We start from the raw sequence: 19098 nt of genomic DNA on the forward strand, positions 1-19098 counted from the left end.
TTGCCCGTCCGCGCGTCACTTTGCCACAGCCGTAAGTGTAGTCTCGATCAGGTCCACCGAATTGCCGCCCACCATGACCTTGAAGGTTCCGGGCTCGACTACCTTATGCATGTCGCGATCGAGAAATGACAACTGTTCGAAGCCCAGTTTGAAATCGACCGTCTTCGTCTCGCCCGGCTCCAGCGTGATCCTGCGGAAGCCGCGCAATTCTTTAATCGGACGCGTGACGGAACTCACTTCATCGCGGATGTAGAGCTGCACCACTTCATCCCCGCGCATTTTGCCGGAGTTCGTCACATCCACGCTGACTTTCGTCTCGCCTGACGTCCCCATCGTCGGATGGTCCAACCGCAGATTGCCGTACTTGAACGTCGTGTAGCTCAATCCCCATCCAAACGGAAACAGCGGCAGTGTCGTCGATCCCAAATAGCCCCGCTTTGCTGACGGCTTCTGATAGTAGTAATCAGGCAGTTGACCAACTGTTCGCGGCACGGTGATCGGCAGCTTGCCTCCTGGATTCGCATCTCCAAACAGCACATCCGCAACCGCGGTCCCACCTTCCTGCCCGAGGTACCAGCCCTCGAGGATCGCGGGGACATGTTCCGCAATGTAGTTGATCGAATTCGGACGCCCGTGCAGTATGAGAGCAACCACAGGCTTTCCCGTATCGACCATGGCCTTGGCCAGATCATCCTGGCTGCCCAGCAAATCAAGGCTGTCGCGATCCCCAAGATGGTTGACGGCCCAGGCTTCCCGTGAGGTCTGTTCGTTTTCGCCCACTACCAGGAGAATCACATCCGCCTTGCGCGCGACCAGTACCGCTTCCTGAATACGTTTCGCATTCAGCACCGGATCTCCCAGGACGACCTTGTCCACGTCCCAGTCGGGAAGCGATTCCGTAATCTTGCAGCCCTCGGCGAAGAGCACTTCACTACTCGACCCGACTTTGTCCTTGATGCCTTGCAGCACGCTCACGCCGCGGCCGGGCTTGTTGCTGTATCCGCCCAAGTGGACCTCGCCTGCATTCGGACCAATCACCGCAATCCGCTTGTATTTCGTGCGATCCAGCGGCAGCAATCCATTCTGGTTCTTAAGTAGCGTCAAGACTTCCCGCGCCGCCTTCGCCGCCAACTGCTGATGCTCCGGACTATTCGTGACTTTCTCCGCGTATGCCGGATCAACAAATGGATCATCAAACAATCCCGTCAGAAACTTCATGCGCAGAACGCGCCCCACGGCGCGATCGACCAGCGCCTCCGACACCCGGCCGTCGCGCACCTGCTGCAACAGCGTCCGGAAAGTGGCCACCGCAGGAAGCTCAACATCCACGCCCGATTCGAGCGCCGTGCGCGCCGCCACATCCTGATCCGCCACGACGTGATGCAAAATCTGCAGATCGTTCACCGCAAAATAATCGGAGACCACGACTCCCTGGAACCCCCATTCGTTCCGCAGCACATCGTTCAGTAAATGCTTATTGGCGTGCGATGGAATCCCATCGACTTCGTTGTAGGACGGCATCAGGCTGGCCGCATGCGCCTCTTGAATCGCAACTTCAAACGGCTTCAGGAAATATTCGCGAACCACGCGTTCGGAATAGTTTCCTGGTGCGACATTGGTGCCCGCTTCGGGCTGGCCGTGAACCGCAAAATGTTTGGTGGTCGCCATCACGTGCGCTTTATCGATCGCCGGACCATCGCCTTGAAAACCAGTGATGGCAGCCACTCCGATCCGCGACGTCAGATACGGATCTTCGCCGTACGTTTCTTCCGTGCGTCCCCAGCGCGGCTCGCGAGCCAGGTCCAGCACCGGCGTCAGACACTGCTGTGCGCCGCGGGCACGCACTTCCTGCGCCGTCGCCGAGAAAACATCATGGACTAACGCCGTGTCCCACGTGGCCGCAAGGCCAATCGCTTGCGGATACGAAGTCCCCATCGGCGCAGCATGGCCGTGCAGACACTCTTCATGAAACAGGACGGGAATTCCCAGCCGCGTGTGCTCCAGGATCCACTTCTGCAACGTGTTGGTGAACTCCGCCATCTCGCGAGGTCCGCGCTGCTCGCTCGGCCGCGACATCTGACCGAGCCCGTCCTTCAAAAGGACCGCCGCACGATCCGGCTGGAACGCGCGATCCTTGCTCACGAAAAATTGCGTCTCGTCCTGCACGATGCTCCGGTTCTGCCAACTCCCGCCCAACTGTGCGACTTTCTCTTCCAGCGTCATGCGCGAGAGCAGGTCCGCCACGCGCTGTTCGACCGGCAACGCAGGATTGCGATACGGCAACTTCTCTTGTGCCTGGGCCAAGCCAAGCAATCCAGAAAAGGCGGCAAACAGTACGGCAAGAAATATCCAGGCACGGTCCATGAGGTTCTCCAGTAAGCGAGGAATTCTGACATCCAGAATGTGAACGGACGATACTAAACCACTCCGTGAACGTTTACGATAGGGATTTTTGAGGGTTTTCAGATTCGTTGAACTAGAGGTAGAGAACGGCGCTTGCCGCGTCTTCGTCGCGGACGGCTGGCGCCGGGCGGAGAGGAGACGAGGCAAGCCTCGTCTCTACGGTTGATTCATTGCCCGCTATCCATCGGCGCAGTTGGGCTACGCCGCTATTTCGCTGCCACCACTGCCAGCGGCGCATCGAGCGTGCCGATTTTCTGCGATCCGTGATCCATTACACCTAATCGCAGGATGTAGTCTCCGGGGGGCAACTCCAACTCTTGCGGCACTACTAGGCCAGACCGCAAAGCTGCCTCATAGTCAGCCATCGGCAGGGTCGCGTCCGTGGTGTTTGAGATCTGTCCCACCGGAGCGCCCTCCTTGCTGAATGCCACTGCGATGCAATCGATCACCGCACGCTTCCGGTGTTCCGCGGTGTCGGTGAATTCGATTCCTCGAATATCGATCGTGTACCTGATCCGTGTTTTCTTGTTTGTGCTGTCGGGTGGCAACACTTCTACCGTCAGCGGCACGACTGTCGACGGTGGGACCCCTGGCTGCATCGCGACAATCAGAGGATGTGTCTTCGGCGCCGCTCCCTCTGGCACTCCACTCGGGAAATAGCCGGGGCGATACGCCATCTTTACTCCCTTGCGATTCAGCTTCACCACGATCTTGCGGAACTGCTGCCCTTCCTCGCTCTTCGTGGGCGTATAGGCAATCGCATAATACGTGGCGCCATCCTCAATGGCTCGTCCGATCGCGGCGCGCACGTCATTACCGTTGAGCAGTTCTCCACCCGTCTGATCCGCCATTTCCTGCATCGCGCTGTGTTCTTCATAGCGTGTGGCAGATTGCGTATTCATATTGTCCTTAAATGCTCCAGGATTCTCCGTCCCCGCGAAGCTTGCGCTCTCCGACGCTCCGACCCCCGGGTCCACGCCTCCCACCTGAATACCCCGGACGTCCATTGGGTAGACGGCAATGCGTGCTGTCGCCAGGGCTTTGGCCGCAGTCCGTAGGGCAGCAGGAAAATTAGGCGCGTTCTCCAGCCCGCTGGTTTGAGACGTGCCTCCAAGACTCAGTTGGGCCTGGTTCGTGGCGGCTGGATTCAGCCGTATGGGGAAACTCCCTGACAGCCAAATAAGATTCTTGCGGCCCGGATAACTGGAAACTGCTCGCGCCAGAGCGCTGAGCGCGTTGAGCGTACTGAACACACGCTCCGACGTGCGATCCGCCTCCATCGCAGTATTGCTCCGGTTACGCGCCTGAGCGCTTCCCAGGTCAATTCCTGAAGCGCTCAACGCTGTTGGGCTGATCTGGCTTGCCGGGGCACCCGGAGCGTTGATCGTCGGCGTGGCCACCCGGCCCACATCGTCCGCCGCGCCCTGAAACGATTGGCGCTCCGCATCCGTCCTGAGCAGCAGAGATCTCTCGTTCATGATCTTCTCGGCCGCAGCCAACAGCGAGGCGGCGTCATCCGTGAAGCCCTGCACCATTTGGAGTTTGTTCCCAAGGACGAACATCGCCAGAGTTCTACCCTTGGGGAGTTCCTTCAAGAACTTAATGGTCTGTTTGCGCGCATACGCCTGGTCCATGACCGGAGTATTCCAAAGGTCCAAGAGCAAAATATTGAGAGGGCCCTCCGCCGTCACCGTGACCTGGTTGGTAAAGGTGTGCGGTGGGAGCGCGAGCGGAGCTACGGTTGCGGCGGCAGGTGTTGGATTCGTTCCCGGCGCATGTGACTCAAACGCGCGGATCTCCTGCGGCTTTCCGTCTTCGATGACCGTAAAATCCGACTGCTGCAAGCCCAGAACCGGACGCCCGTTAGAGTCCGTCACCGCCACATCCAATTGAACCAGCCGCGCCTGAGAGTGGAACGTTGCGGTCGGAGTCGTATCTGGACTTGGCGTAGACGGCGGCGGTGTTGTGCCGGCTGGCGCAGTCGCAGAGGCGACAATGGGACCAGTAACCTGGGATGTCGCGCTGATTGTCCCGGCCGGTGTGGTCGTTCCGGCCCCCGGCTGCGTGCTTCCTGCCGCAGCCGCCGAGGCCATGGCCGTCGCCGGTGTCGTTTTGGGAAACTTGGGCTGTTCCAGTGCCACCTGACGTATATCGTCGGCATTGGAAGCGGAATCGGAGATTTCCAACTCGTGCCGCTTGTTGAAACGGAGTTTCACCGAGTTGTAATACAGCCCGCTTCCTACGCCTTTGCTGTCCAACATCAGCTTGATCGCGGTGAAGCGAAAGTCCTGTACCGTGCTGCCTTTCGGCTTGATGCGCGTCCCCACCAGCAAGACATAGGGTGCCTTTCCCGAGCTTTGCAGTGAAGCCACCTTGATGCTGTACGCGAGCGCGAGCCCAAACCGGTAGTGACCCTTTTCATTTTCACCTGCCAGTGCATCCGCGAGTGCGTCCTGTCCGCCCTGCTGCAGAATCCGTTCATAGCGGAACAAGTCGTTGCCCGTGGTGAAGCGATCAATCTTCAACGACACCTCGAGCGGGCTGGAGGAAAATAGCCCAGCCGTGTCGACAAGCTTCCCGGCATAGGTACCAGGCTCGACCCAGGGCCGGTCGAGGTTGCGGTCCAAATACAGAACGTATACGGCTAGCAACCGGTAGGTGGCCTCGTAAGCATCCATGTCAAACCCGGTTGCAGTGACGTGACTCGGGATCGCTCCGCTTCTCTGCAACGTCGGCAGCATGTCTGGCCTAGCCGACTGAAGCGCGATTGCCGGAATGTGTTCGTGCTCAAAGGGCTTTGCATTCCCCCACAGATCCTCGTCCTTAGTCGCCAAAACGCCATTCTGGAGTGGCAGGTTGGAGGTGCTCGCATCCACTAGTGCTGGGGTCGGAAATTGCAGCGAGAACGCCGCCACCTGCAGCCAGTTAGCGAGCGTCTTGTCAGCCTGCGCAAGAGCATAGACGGGCGCAGTGTTCCCCAGATTGTCCAGGCTCACCATCGCCTTGATCGGTTTGCGCTGATCCTCCGTCAATTGACTCAAGTACCAACTTGCACCGCGCAACCCGTGCTCGTGGCCGGTAAACGCGATGAGAATGAGGGTGAATCGGTGGTGCACCGGAGCAATCGACTCGGCCAGCAGTGGCAAGAGCGCCAGCGTTCCCCATTGGCCCGGAGACTTTGCGTCCTCGGCCGCGTAGTCCGAGGACGCACCCACCACAATCGTGCCTTCTTCCTCCCCCGGCATCAGGCAGATAAGGTTGGGAAACTCTTCCTTGGGAACTTCCTGCTCGATCACCTGCGGACATCCCGATTTCTTGAGCAGGTTGCGCAGCGTCTGAATGCGATCGCCTTCCGCGTCGCGAGCCAGTTTGAGGTGTTCCTGGATCAGGGGCCGGTCCACTCGCACATAGGTAATGCTGTCAGAGAAGCAGGGAGTCGCCAGAGCTGCCAGAATGAGAAATGACCAGAATGATTTCATAGGAGTAACCACGTACCCGGAAGAGTAGCACCGCCGGCACAACCTTGAAACGCCAAACTGCGCTGTAATCGCCTGCTCAGGACGCCATTTGATACACTGCCACGACAAAGGCATCCCTCACGACCTTATGACCCATCCCGCGAATCGAATGATTGCACGAGTCCTGAGAACCACTTACTTGTCAATGCTAGTGATCGCTCTGCACACGATCCTCGCAAGTGCTCAATCCTCAGCGGAACCACCCAAGACGGCCGAGCAGGCTTTCAAGAATATCCAGACACTGAAGGGGATTCCGGCCAACCAATTCATACCGACCATGCAATTCATCTCCGCCTCCCTCGGAGTCGAATGCGAATTCTGTCACGTCGAGGGCGCATTCGATAAGGACGACAAGAAAACCAAACAGACGGCGCGCAAAATGATGGAGATGGTGTTCTCCATCAACAAGGGCAGTTTCGACGGTCATCGCGACGTGACGTGTTATTCGTGTCACCACGGAAATTCGCATCCCGTGTCGATTCCGGTGATACCGACAACCGCGGAGGCCGCTGCTCTCAGCGCAACGCCAAAAAAAGAAGTTCATTCTGAAGAGCCGGGAAACAACTCCAGCGCCGTGGTTGACCCCATCCTCGAAAAGTACATTGCCGCGATCGGTGGACCTGCTGCCCTGCAAAAGGTTTCCAGTCGTGTCCTTAAAGGATCGGTGGACCTCGCAGGCAAGGAGTTCCCGATCGATATCTATGCACAGCAGCCGGACAAACGCGTCTCCATCATGCATCTACAGAACGGAGACAGCGTCACCGCCTACAACGGAACCGTGGGTTGGCTCAGTGCGCCGGGTCGTCCGACGCAGTGGATGAGTGCAGCGGAAGCAGACGGGGCTCGCCTCGATGCCGACCTCTACCTCCCCTCGCGCTTAAAACAGATTTTCAGCGAACTGCGTGCGCTGCCAACCGAGAAGATCGATGGACACGACATGAACGTATTGCAGGGAATTCGTGAGGGCAAACCTCCGTTGATCTTGTACTTCGACCAGGAATCTGGACTGCTGGTTCGCATGGTTCGCTACGTGGACACCGCTCTGGGACTCAACCCCACGGAGATTGACTATGCGGACTATCGCGATTCAGGCGGAGTGAAGATTCCCTACCGCTGGACGGTAGCCCGTCCGCGCGGACGTTTCACAATCCAAGCCGAGCAGGTTCAGCAAAACGTTCCCATCGACGACCAGAAATTCGTGGCGCCCGCGCCCCAGCCTTCTGACCGTCATTGATCACTTGTTAGTGAGGTAGGCCGCCGGCCGTAGGTGCACTGATCCCGCCGTTGGTGTCGTGGGTTGCGGTCGTGTGGTCCAGCCCTGCGGCCATTCTTTCAGCCACGGTCATCGATCCACCTCCTTGCTGCTTCCCTGCCAGGTTTCTCCAGAAGATGTATTGCGCCTGGGCCTCGACCATCTCTTTCGGAGTTACATCGAAATCCGTCCTCACCGCGTCGTGCTTCACATCGTACTTGTCGACCAAATCCCTTTCCTGGTCCGCGTCTCCATTTTTCTTGTTGAGGAAATGCCGGTAAATATAATCCTCGACCTTCGAGTATTGTTTCTTTGCATTCTCCGCGATCTTCTTCCAGTCGGCGTGCCTCTCGTCTGCAATCTGCCAGACATTCTTCCCTGCTTTCAAATCCGATTCGATCTGAATAGGGCTCAGTCCGCCGGCAATCAATTGATGCGCGACAAAAAAGGACCCGTAGTCCAGGCCGATTCTGCATCGTTCCTTCACCATCTGCGGCCGGGATAACTTCAGAGTGTCGGCGATGGCCATGCTGACCATCTGACGTCCGGTCTTATCGGTTGCCATGGCGGCAATCTTCCTGACCTGTTTCTCTGCTTTCTGGCGATCGTCAGACTGGGCGGCCTGCGTGTATGCAAGCAAAATCAGCAGGGATAAATACCATGCAAAACGACTCATATGCACCCCCGAGCCATCCCCTTCAATGCTGGAATTGTATCGAAAGCCGTCTCGACTGGACAGCGCAATGCTGACTAGTCTCCGGGGGCGAAATGCGCGCCTGGCAACAGCGAATGGCTGCCGCCCGATGCTTGCCTTATCATGCTAAAGTGGTGTGGTTTCGCCCGGCTTTCTCAACTCAAAGTGTTCTTCAAGCAAGTCACTTTTGGAGAATGTAGTCATGAAGGGATTTCGCTTTTCACTGCTCACACTACTCGCACTCACCCTTGCCATCCCCGCTGTCGCCGACGATGAGGACAAAGCACTGAAACAACTCCACAAGCTAACGGCGATGGCCACCGACGCTATCGGTCGCCGTGTAGTCAGTGCCACAATCGCCGATGCAATTCCAGCCAAACGCTCGGACCTTGTACTGGAACGCCGGACCATGAACATCAACTACGGCGACCTTTACGTCGCCCACGTGCTGATCAAAGGCGGCGCCAAGATGGAGGACATTGCTGCTCAGATGAAGGCGGGAAAGACCGTCCCCCAGATTGCCTCCGATCAGCACGCTGACTGGAAACAAATTGCTGCGGATGCCAAGAAATTGAATTCGCAGATGGAAGACAGCCTTTACAAACACTTTCTTGATGGCAAGCCCCTCACAAAACGTGATACCGAAGAGAACTACGATCCCATGATCGACGGAGTGGCGGCGGACAATGACATCTCGAAAGCGGATATCGCCGACGCCGAACACACTTACCTGACCTGGCGCGATCGCGCAGAACAAAAGAAAGGCTCCAGCCTGGACGCATCGAGCGAGAAAGCTGCGCAAGGTACACGCGGCGATCCAGTCCGCTCCAAGGCTGGCAAACTTGCTCCACCCCCTTAGAGTCGAGCGCAGTTCTATTTAGGAATCGATTCGTTGGCACGCACCACGCGAATCTGGTGGTCGGTAAACTTCACCGGAATATCGACTACCTTCTCTTTTGGCATGTGGCAGGTCACGCATTCCTTTCGAGCCGTCGGGCACGCGGCTCCCGGATGATCAGCCGTGGTCTTCGCTCCCACGACATTCACATGACAACTCAGGCAACGCTGATCGTAGGCCGCCGCCTCGCGTTCCAGCGGTTGATGAGGATCGTGGCACGCCACGCACTTCAATCGCACATCCCCATTCCCCCAGCATCGGCTGTTCTGCAATCGATAAGGAGGAAATCGCAAGGATGTCATTCCGGTGGATCCGCTCAGCGTTACGTCCCACCATGTGCGATGGCATGATCCGCAAAAGTCCACCGAGTCAACCGTGCTGAGATGGCGAGGATTCAGGATCATCGTCGTCCCCATCTCTGCCAGGCCCGACTTCACCGCCGCGACGTGATCCGCCCCCGGCCCGTGACAAGCCTCGCAAGTCACACCCGGGATCGAACGCTGGGGATCGAACTTGTCGTTCGTGGTCGCGGCCGTATTGTGGCAGTCAAAGCATCCCCGAAGTTCACTATCCAGAAGATGCCTGCCCACCGCCTTGTCGAACGATTCCGGCACCGAATGCAGAGTGTCGACCGTGAAATCCCAGACTCCCGCCTCCGGATAATACGTAAGCGGCGCCATGAAGATTCCGCCGTTCCTCTCGAACAAAAACGACTGCCCCATCCGAATGCCGAATGCCCATTGCAGGGGAGTTGAATAGGAAGTCATGCCGTCCGTGACGGAAAAGGTCGCCGCGTCACCTTTTCGCGTCGCCTGGTACGTATAAGGACCAAGTTTGTAGTTCAGCGGATGCTGCAGGAGATGATCGGATCCGCCGGCTAATGTTGCCGTTTGCGCCATCGCATTTTTCTTCTGCGAGGCAGCCAACCCGGAGTGGCATTGCGCACACGCCGCACTCCCCAGGAAAGCGCTTGGCGGAAATGTGCCTTTCGTCGGCCACCATCCGCTTTTGCGGACCCGGTCCTCGGTCGCCATCTGATCCGCGATCGTTGCCGGATGAGACTGCGGGGGAGACTGGCTGGTAAGCAGCCGGCATCCGATCACGATCACGAACGTGATCTTCGCGACGAATTGGAAGGCGCACTTCACCACTGCGATCGCTGGCCGGAAATGGCTGGACTGGGCGGCACCGGGCGCGGTCGGGTCTGCTCCGGAGCAACAATCCCTTCGCCTTCTTTCACCACATAAATACGATCCGCAGCCAGATTGCTGACCGTCTGGTTCCCGCCCCCGGGCCAGCGAATCTCCACACGGTCCACCTTGTCCGCGGACCCCACCCCGAAGTGCACTCGCAAATCATTCTGGGACAGATAACTGCTACCGCTGCGGACTTCATCGACCTGCACGAGCGCTCCACTCACCACTTTTACTTTCGCTCCCAGAGCCAGGCGGTTACTCTTTACTCCGATCAACTGCAAGGTAATCCAGTGGCTGGTACTACCTTCGTTGTGCAGGACCATCGGAGAGCCATCGATATTCTCCACCACCACGTCGATCCGTCCATCATTGTCGAGGTCCCCGAACGCCGCTCCCCGGCTCGCTTGCGGGATCTTCACCGCATCCCCTAACGCATTGCTGACATCGGCAAATGTCCCGTCCTTCTTGTTGAGGAACACCAGTTTCCTTTGCCGGTATTTCCCACCCGACGCCAAAGCGTCCACCTGCGGGTACACATGTCCGTCGACGACAAATAGGTCGGCCCAGCCATCATTGTCGAAATCGACGCATCCCGTTCCCCACCCCATGAACGGAATCGATACCTGGGCAATGCCCGCCGGATACGCGACATCCGTGAATGCCATGTCACCGTCGTTGCGATAGAGTGAATTGCTCTGATCCTCAAAGTTCGTCATGTGGATCGAAAAGCGTCCACTGTGATTGAAGTCGCACACCGCCACTCCCATGCCAGCCGTCTCGCCGCCATCGCTGCTCACGGCGGTGCCTGAAATGTAGCTCACATCGGTGAAGTGACCGTTGCCGTCATTCCGGTAGAGATAACTGGGTGTGGAGTCATCCGCGATAAAAAGATCGGGCTTCCCGTCATCATTGAAATCGCTCCACACCAGGCCCAGGCCGTAGTAGCCGGAAGCATCATCCAGTCCCGCAGCCTTGGAAACGTCCGTGAAGGTGCCATCTCCATTGTTGTGATACAGGCTGTCTCCCAAGCCCTTCATACCCCGTGGACCGCATTGCACGGGGATCCCGCGAAAGCGGCACGTGACTCCCACGCCGAATTGCGGCAGATTCTTGAGATCGAATTCCACATAACGCGACACCATCAAGTCTGCGAAGCCGTCGCCGTCGTAGTCTGCAAACGCCGCGCCCGCTGACCAGCGTGGATCCGTCAGGTGAGCTTGTTTCGTTACATCCGCAAACGTCCCATCCCCATTGTTGCGAAACAGCACGATCCCTTCTTCGCAAGTGATCAGCATGTCGGGCCAGCCGTCATTGTTGTAGTCGCCGACTGCGCCACCCATCGCCCAGCATGGATATCCCACGCCCGCCTTGTCCGTGACGTCGGTAAAGGTCCCGTCATGGTTGTTGCGGTAGAGCGCGCTCTTCGCCTTTTGCCCTTGCAGCGCCATCTCGACGCTGGGCGCATTCGTGAAATAGATGTCGAGCCAGCCATCGCCGTCGTAGTCGAGTAAAAGCACGCCCCCAACCATCGATTCGATCAAATACTTCTTCTCGGGAACAACCGTATGCTGAAAAAGAATTCCCGCGCTGGCGGTGATGTCAGAAAAACGGAAGGCAGGAGTGATTGCAGGCTTATCAACCCCAATTCCAGAGGGTTTTTGTGCGATCGCCACGGTGCAGGCGCAGCCCACAAAGAGCAAAACACAACTCACCATGTGTCGCACCCGCATACACATTTTGCTAGAATACACGAATCTCATGGCCGCAATTCTTAGCGTCCTTCTACTTTTTTTCATCGCGATTTATTGCCCGGCGCAGAGCACCAACCCAGCGTTACCGATCCCCCGTTTCGAAGACGTCGGCAAAGCCGCGGGCCTCACCGTCTCGCACAACTCCACTCCCGACAAACGCTACATCCTTGAATCGATGAGTGGCGGCGTGGGTTTCATGGACTGCGACAACGACGGCAAACTGGACATCCTCACCATCAATGGCGCGTCCGTCGACAGCTATCGCAAGGGCGGAGACCTTCTGGTCACTCTCTACCGTCAGGAAGCGGATCTCAAATTTCGCGAGATCACTCAATCCGCCGGACTCAACCGCAAGGGTTGGGGCATGGGAGTCGCGGTCGCCGATTTCGACAACGACGGCTGGCAGGACATTTACGTCACCGGCTACGGCGGCAATGTACTCTACCGCGGCTTGGGCAACTGCAAATTCGAAGACGTCACAGAAAAAGCAGGACTGCGTCTCGGCGGTTTCAGCACCGGAGCTTCCTGGGGCGATTTTGATCGCGATGGCTTCGTCGATCTCTTTGTTCCCCGCTACGTCTCGATTGACGCCAACAAACTGCCCGTCTTCGGGAGCGACGACAAGACCTGCAAATTCCGCGGAATCCCTGTCCAGTGCGGTCCCTGGGGCCTTCCCGGCGAATCTGACTTCCTCTTTAGAAATCGCGGGGACGGAACTTTTGAGGACGTATCCAAGAAAGCGGGAGTCGACGACCCCAATCACTACTTCGGGATGCAGGGGGTGTGGACCGATTATGACAACGATGATTGGCCCGATCTCTACGTCTCCAACGACGCAGGCCCGAACTACCTTTACCACAACAAACACGATGGCACATTCGAAGAACTCGGACTTCTATCCGGCGCCGCGCTCAGTCGTGACGGTCAAGAAGTAGGATCGATGGGCGTCGATGTCGGCGACTTCGATCACGACGGCAAACTCGACATTGTGGTCACCGAATTTACCGAGCAGCCAGACTTGCTCTTCCTGAATCAAGGCGACCAGGGCTTTACAGAAATTGGTTGGAGCGCGCATATCGCGCAGCCCAGCTATCCGCTGGTCGGATGGGGTACAAAGTTTTTCGACATGGACAACGACGGCTGGCTCGACCTCTTCGTCGTCAATGGCCACGTCTATCCCCAAATGGACATGGTGAAAGGCGGCGTTCCCTACCGCCAACCGGTCCTGCTATTCCGAAATCATCGGGACCGAACTTACGACGACGTCACTGCCCTTTCCGGCTTGGACAAGCTCCCCTTGGAATCCAGGCGGGGCGCGGCATTCGGAGACGTCAACAACGACGGTAAAATCGACATCCTGGTCCTCAATGTTGGCCAACCCCCTACTCTTCTCATCAATCGCACACCCGGGACTGGCCACGCAGCCCTGTTCAAACTAGTCGGCACCAAGAGCAATAAGGCTGGCATCGGGGCGCGCCTGACCGTCAAGTCTGGCGACCTGACACAGTTCGATGAAGTCCATGGAGGCGCCAGCTACCTGTCACAAAATGATCTGCGCCTGCACTTCGGATTCGGGCAAAGAAATGTAATGGACACGATTGAAGTAAAGTGGCCCAGCGGGAAGAAAGACTTCATTAAGGACCTGCCGACCGACTTCATTTACACCATCGTCGAAGGTGAAGGCGTGCAGAAGAAAGAACCTCTCGCGGCGGCTGCAAAATAGCGTGAAACTCATACACGCATTCGCCTGCTCGAGCCTCCTCACCGCTTCTCTGGCGCAGCCTTCTCCAACACCCCAGTTCCAAGATGTAACCAGGCAAGCCGGCCTCACCGTCCCAAATCTCGCCCAACCCGGAAACCGCTATGTGATCGAATCCACCAGCGGTGGAGTCGGATTCATCGACTGCGACAACGACGGCCGCCTCGACATCGTCACTGTTAATGGAAGTTCGGTGGATCACTATCGGCAGGGCGGCGATCTGATGCTCACGCTCTACCACCAGACCGGTGACTTGAAGTTCACGGATATCACTCAGTCCGCCGGGTTAACTCGCAAGGGTTATAGCATGGGAGTGGCAGTCGCTGATTTCGACAACGATGGCTGGCAGGACTTATATGTCACTGGCTATGGTGGGAATGTTCTCTACCGCAATCTCGGCAACTGCAGGTTTGACGATGTTACCGACAAGGCGGGGGCTCGCCTGAGCGGTTACAGCACCGGTGCCGCTTGGGGAGACTATGACCGCGACGGCAACGTCGATCTCTTTATCCCTCGTTATTTGCAGGTCGATATCAACAAACTCTCTGAATACGACCGCAAGCTGTGCGATTTTCGGGGTGTCACTATGGAGTGCGCCCGCCGAGGCCACACCGGCGACTCCGATGTCCTGTTGCGTAACCGCGGCAATGGCACCTTCGAAGATGTTTCGCAAAAAGCAGGCGTCAGCGACCCGGGTCATTATCTCGGCATGCAGGGAATATGGTCCGACTACGACAACGACGGCTGGCCTGATCTCTACGTCACCAATGATGGCGGCCCCAACTTCCTCTACCACAATAAGCATGACGGCACATTCGAGGAGATTGGACTACAGACCGGAGTAGCCCTCAGTCTCGATGGGCAGGAACGCGCCGGGATGGGCGTGGATATTGGAGATTTCGATCATGACGGCCTCTTTGACTTCACGGTGACCAACTTCAGCCAGGAATCCAACGCTCTGTATTGGAATCAGGGACAAAAAGGTTTCACGGATATCGCTGCGTCCGCCGGTATTGCGCGGCCAAGCTTTCCACCTGTCGGTTGGGGCACCGCCTTCTTCGACATGGACAACGACGGCTGGCTCGACCTGATCGTTGCCAACGGACATGTCTATCCTCAAATGGACCTCATCGAAGGCGGCGCTCCCTTTCGAGAACCGCTGCTTTTATTCCGCAATAAACGCGACCGCACATTCGAAGATGTGACCGCCCTGTCTGGACTCGACAAACTCCCGCCCGCTTCTCGGCGTGGACTCGCAGTGGGAGATGTGAACAACGACGGCAAACTCGATGTCGTGCTTCTCAATATTGGAGAGCCGCCGACGTTACTCATCAATCGCACATCGATCTCTAATCACGCTGTTTTATTTCACTTGATAGGGACAAAGAGTAACAAAGCGGCAATTGGCGCCAAGGCGATCGTAACGACTTCTAAACAGGTTCAGATAGGTGAGATACGAAGCGGATCAAGTTACTTATCGCAAAATGACTTACGTCTGCACTTTGGCTTGCTCGACGCTACCTCGATAAGCTCCGCGAAGATAGTATGGCCCGACGGAAAAGAAGAAATCTACAAGGATTTGCCGGCGGATTTCATCTATACGATTGTGGAAGAAACGGGAATCAAAGGACGCGTTCCATTTACTGCCGCAAGCCCGGTCACGCCGCGCTGAACACGTCTACCCGCTACTGATGATCGGGCACCCGGGGATTTCCATTCGCGGAATGCTCTTCTTCCTGCATCCTTCGATATCGTTCAAAATGTTTCTTCGCCTCTTCCGGCTTGCCTAGTTTGTTGAGGACGAGCGCAAGGTCATATTCCGTTTTCATATTGCCCGGATCCGCCTCCAGCGACCTGGCAAACGCTTTCTCCGCTTCGGCCAATTCTCCTGACTCGAGATAGACGGTGCCGAGGCTGAACAGGGCCTGCGCGTGTCGAGGCTCTAACTTCACGGCCGTCTGCCACCGACTTATCGCTTCCTGGCGATTTCCTTCCTGATTGGCGAGCAACCCTAACTGGAATTCAGTCTCTCCGAACTCCGGCTTGATCTTGAGCGAACGCTCCAATGCTTGCCGTGCATCCGAATAGCGCAAGAGGTTCAGATACCCAATGCCTAACCCGAGATAAGCCTTGCTGTCTTCGGGGCGTTGCCCGAGATAGTCCTCCAGGATGTGAGTGGCGGGAACAAACTGCTTCTGCTGGAGCATCACGCTCGCAATCAAGTACCGGTCGTCCAGATCACTACTCTTTCGCTGCAGGTCCTGTGCCGCTTCCAGTGCACGATTGTTTTGACCCGACTTCATGGCTTCCACGATGAAATGACGGAGTACGTCGCGAGAATCCGGATTCGCATCGCGTGCCTTCTGCAGCATCGCCAGGCTGTCGCCATGCTTATTCTCTGCCGCTAGTGTCTCCGCCATCGCCACGAACGCTTCGACAGATTTCGGATCCGCTGCAATCGCCTGGCGAAAACTGGCGCCAGCAGCAGCCGAATCTCCCGTTTGCCGCAAAGCACGCCCCTTCAAGTAGGCGACCTGCGCCGTCAACTTCTTTGGGACCGGCCCCACCAGGCTCAGGGCTTTCAATGCCGCTTCGCCATCATTGGCTTCGACAAAGACCTGCGCCAAGTCGAGAGCCACTCCAGGAGAGCCCTGCGCTCGTGCGATCAACCCCACCGCATCGGACTTACGTCCCACCCCAAGCAAACTGGCAGCCTTCAGTGGAATCACAGACGGGGAAACACGATTCGCAGGGATCGCATCAAGGGTAGCAAGCGCTTCCGCGAAGCGACCCCTCGCCAGTTCCATCTTGGCCACTTCAATTCTTAAATCTGAGTCCGCGGGATTCAACTGGATTGCCTGGCGGTATTGCTGGATGGCATCCTCCGGCTTACCCTGCGCGAGCAACGCGCCCGCCAGATTTCGAGATGCCACGATCGACTTGGGATTGAGTTGCAGCACGCGCCGGAACAGCGCTTCCGCCTCGGCATATCGTTGTTGCCGGCCTCGAACCACGCCCAACAGAGTCAGCGCCTGTTCGTTGGATGGCTCCGATCCGAGCACGCTCCAGAGCGTTTCTTCCGCCGCATCAAGGTTGCCGCGGTCGATCTGCGCCTTGGCATTTGCCAGTGGAGTACCCGCGGATGCCGCCGGACGCGATGCTGGACTGGCCTTTTGCGCCCACGAGGTCATCGCGACGCTCAACAGGAAGGCGGAAAGAGTCAACCGCATGCCCCACCTACTCTGTTTGTGGAGCATCTCCACGCCCTCGCTGGCGCCCCTTCAGCGTCTGATACAGCTTGAGTTCCCGCTCCGCATCTTCTTTCCGCGATTCCCGGCGATACGCCATCGCCAACTGGTAGTGAATGTAGTCAGCATCCGGACTCGCCTTCGTCCCGGACTCCAGACTCACCACTGCGCCCTTACTGTCGCCCTGCTCCAACTGCAGCTTGCCCAGTTCGTAATATGCGTCCGCATACGTTGGATCCTGCTGGATCACTTCCTGCAGCAGCGTCTTCGCCTCGTCTTTCTGTTCTGCATGGATCAGTGAAAAAGCCAGATGATACTTCGCCAGGACGTGGGAAGGACTCAGCTTGAGCGCCGTTCGAAATTCTTCCACGGCATCCTTGGGATGCCCGTTTCGAATCAGCGCCAGGCCCGTAAGGTAATGCGCCTGCACCTGATTCGGATCGATCTCAATCGACTTTCGATATTCCTGCAATGCCGTATCGTATTCGCGCTGATCGGCGAACGCAGATCCCAACATCATGTGCACATCCGCGGAATTCGGCTCCGCGTCTGCCATGGTCTTCAGGCGCCGTACACCTTCGTCATACTCTCCCATCTTCACGAGAGAAACAGCAAAGGCATAGCCCAGTCCCGGGTCGGCATCCACGTCACTCTGGATCGGCTTCAGAGTTTCCAGAGTCCCGCGAAAATTCTGCAGCGTGAACAGGCTCAATCCCAATGCCGCCCGCACGCGCACATCGTCTGATTTTTTCTGTAACTGCCTGGTCAGCGGCGCCACTGCATCCTGATACTCGGCCGCATAAAACGAAGCCATGCCCCAGTTGCGGTCCAGCGTCTCCAGCCCAGGACTCCATTCGCCCGCTCTACGAAAATATTCTGCCGCAGTCTTGAAGTTCTTGCGGCCTGCTTCGATCACGCCAAGATTGTTGTAAGCATCGGCAATCGCCGGCTTGAGCCCATTCAAGTACGCACGCATGCTCTCGGCTGTTTGCGGAGGCACTGCGGGTGGGGCCGTGGGCTTCCCCGCCGGCGCGCCTTGCGACATGTTCGCCAGTTCCGGGTCGCTCTTCATCTTCGAGTCCCGCGTGGCATCCGGACGATTCATCCGATCGCGAATCTGTTGCGAGAGAGCCAGTTCCTTTTCTCCTTCTTCCCTCTTTCCGGCCTTCAAGATCAAACGGCCCAGCACGTAGTGTGCGCGTCCGATCAGGTAATCAGTCGACGAGCCGTTAGTTGACAGGCTGATTGCCTTGCGCAACATGGTTTCCGCTTCCGCATCGCGATTCGAATCGGAATAGATCTGGCCAAGATACACAAACGGGTCAGGATTCCTGGGATCCAGTTCGGCCGACTTGAGCAATTCGCTCTCCGCCGTTTTGGTATCGTGCTGCTTCATCGCGATGTAGCCGAGCAGATAGTGAGCACGCGAATCCTGCGGATTGACTTTCAGTTCCGCGCGAAGTTCTTCCGCGGCCTGGGCAAACGCCGACTCGCCATCCCGATCGATGTAAGCCAGTGCAATTAGGAAATGGGCGCGAGCCGCTTGGCTGTCCTTGGCGAGAGCTTTCTTCAACTCCAGGATTGCGTTGTCGAGCGCTTCCCAGCCGCCTTCCTTGTAGGCCATGCCGAACATCATGTGCATCCGCACGGTGTCGCCAAAGCCTGTCACCAGGTCGTCGAACACCAACCGGGCGCGTCCAAAATCACCGAGCTTGATGTAGGTCATGCCCAGCAGATATCCAGTGTCAAAACTGGGTGCCGCCACTACCGCTGCTTCCAGATGTTCGCGTGCGCCTTTGTAGTCCTTCTGCGCAAACAGGACTTGTCCCAGCACAAGTTGTGCCCGCGCGTTGTCCGGAGTCGAAGCCAAGACCTTCTCGGAAACGGCTCGCGCTTCGGCCAGGTTGTCCTGTTGAAAAAGCATCTGGGCGTAATCAGTGCGGGCCTCGGGATCGTCAGGCGACACGCGCAGGGCCTGCTCGAAAAGATTGCTCGCCCGTCCGATTTCGCCGAGTTCGTAGGACGCCTTGGCGCTGCTCCGCAAGGCTCCCGCCAGGAAGGCGGCATATTCCGCTGCCGCATGATCCTGGTCCCCGCTGAGCTGGAAGGTTCGTGCGGCCGTGAAGTGCTGCTGGAAGTTGTCCTGGGGCTTTGGCTTGGCCTGTGGCTTGCCTTTGGAGGGGTCTTGCACTTGCAGTTTCGATTTCGGCGGTGAGACGCGGGAGGGCGTCTGAGCGGTGCAGATAGAAATGAGGGGGAGGGCTGCCGCCAGAACAACAATTCTCAGGCGCAATTTCATATCCCCTGATTGACCGGGATCACGAAAGGATGCACCGTGGGCGGAAAACATGGAAAGCAAGTATTAAAGATATAAGGTGG

At 57.4% G+C, this 19098-nt stretch carries 11 protein-coding genes; 4 read left to right on the top strand and 7 right to left on the bottom strand.

Annotation, left to right across the window (positions count from 1 at the left end; translation table 11 throughout):
* Positions 1-15 precede the first annotated feature (15 nt).
* The gene (locus HY010_01390; protein MBI3474356.1) at positions 16-2364 is read right to left on the bottom strand and encodes a glycoside hydrolase family 3 C-terminal domain-containing protein; all 2349 of its coding nucleotides are present in this window, start codon (positions 2362-2364) and stop codon (positions 16-18) included.
* Positions 2365-2609: 245 nt separating this feature from the next.
* Complete coding sequence (locus HY010_01395) at positions 2610-5882, bottom strand: VWA domain-containing protein (GenBank protein ID MBI3474357.1); 3273 nt, start codon at positions 5880-5882, stop codon at positions 2610-2612.
* Positions 5883-6060: 178 nt separating this feature from the next.
* Between HY010_01395 and HY010_01400 the strand changes: the two genes are divergently transcribed.
* Positions 6061-7155: a c-type cytochrome gene (locus HY010_01400; GenBank protein ID MBI3474358.1), complete on the top strand. Its 1095-nt coding sequence runs from the start codon at positions 6061-6063 to the stop codon at positions 7153-7155.
* A 7-nt stretch (positions 7156-7162) separates the two neighbouring features.
* Here the strand turns inward: HY010_01400 and HY010_01405 are convergent, their stop codons facing one another.
* Positions 7163-7849, bottom strand: a complete 687-nt coding sequence (locus HY010_01405; GenBank protein ID MBI3474359.1) for a hypothetical protein — start codon at positions 7847-7849, stop codon at positions 7163-7165.
* A gap of 220 nt (positions 7850-8069) precedes the next feature.
* Here HY010_01405 and HY010_01410 point away from each other — a divergent pair, with 220 nt between their 5' ends.
* A complete protein-coding gene (locus tag HY010_01410; protein MBI3474360.1) occupies positions 8070-8726 on the top strand; it encodes a hypothetical protein in 657 nt (218 codons plus the stop codon).
* A gap of 14 nt (positions 8727-8740) precedes the next feature.
* Here the strand turns inward: HY010_01410 and HY010_01415 are convergent, their stop codons facing one another.
* Positions 8741-9913, bottom strand: a complete 1173-nt coding sequence (locus HY010_01415; protein ID MBI3474361.1) for a hypothetical protein — start codon at positions 9911-9913, stop codon at positions 8741-8743.
* Positions 9910-11721: a CRTAC1 family protein gene (locus HY010_01420; protein MBI3474362.1), complete on the bottom strand. Its 1812-nt coding sequence runs from the start codon at positions 11719-11721 to the stop codon at positions 9910-9912. Before HY010_01420 ends, HY010_01415 begins: the two co-directional genes overlap by 4 nt.
* Between HY010_01420 and HY010_01425 the strand changes: the two genes are divergently transcribed.
* A complete protein-coding gene (locus tag HY010_01425) occupies positions 11720-13435 on the top strand; it encodes a CRTAC1 family protein (protein MBI3474363.1) in 1716 nt (571 codons plus the stop codon). The two genes, HY010_01420 and HY010_01425, sit on opposite strands and share 2 nt — an antisense overlap.
* 1 nt (position 13436) lies before the next feature.
* Positions 13437-15143, top strand: a complete 1707-nt coding sequence (locus tag HY010_01430) for a CRTAC1 family protein (GenBank protein MBI3474364.1) — start codon at positions 13437-13439, stop codon at positions 15141-15143.
* A 13-nt stretch (positions 15144-15156) separates the two neighbouring features.
* Here HY010_01430 and HY010_01435 read toward each other — a convergent pair whose 3' ends face one another.
* Both HY010_01435 and HY010_01440 read right to left on the bottom strand, forming a co-directional pair.
* Positions 15157-16701: a tetratricopeptide repeat protein gene (locus HY010_01435; GenBank protein MBI3474365.1), complete on the bottom strand. Its 1545-nt coding sequence runs from the start codon at positions 16699-16701 to the stop codon at positions 15157-15159.
* A 7-nt stretch (positions 16702-16708) separates the two neighbouring features.
* Positions 16709-19018, bottom strand: a complete 2310-nt coding sequence (locus tag HY010_01440) for a tetratricopeptide repeat protein (protein MBI3474366.1) — start codon at positions 19016-19018, stop codon at positions 16709-16711.
* Positions 19019-19098 lie beyond the last annotated feature (80 nt).

The organism is Acidobacteriota bacterium, from assembly GCA_016196065.1.
GTDB lineage: Bacteria > Acidobacteriota > Terriglobia > Terriglobales > Acidobacteriaceae > Acidiflorens.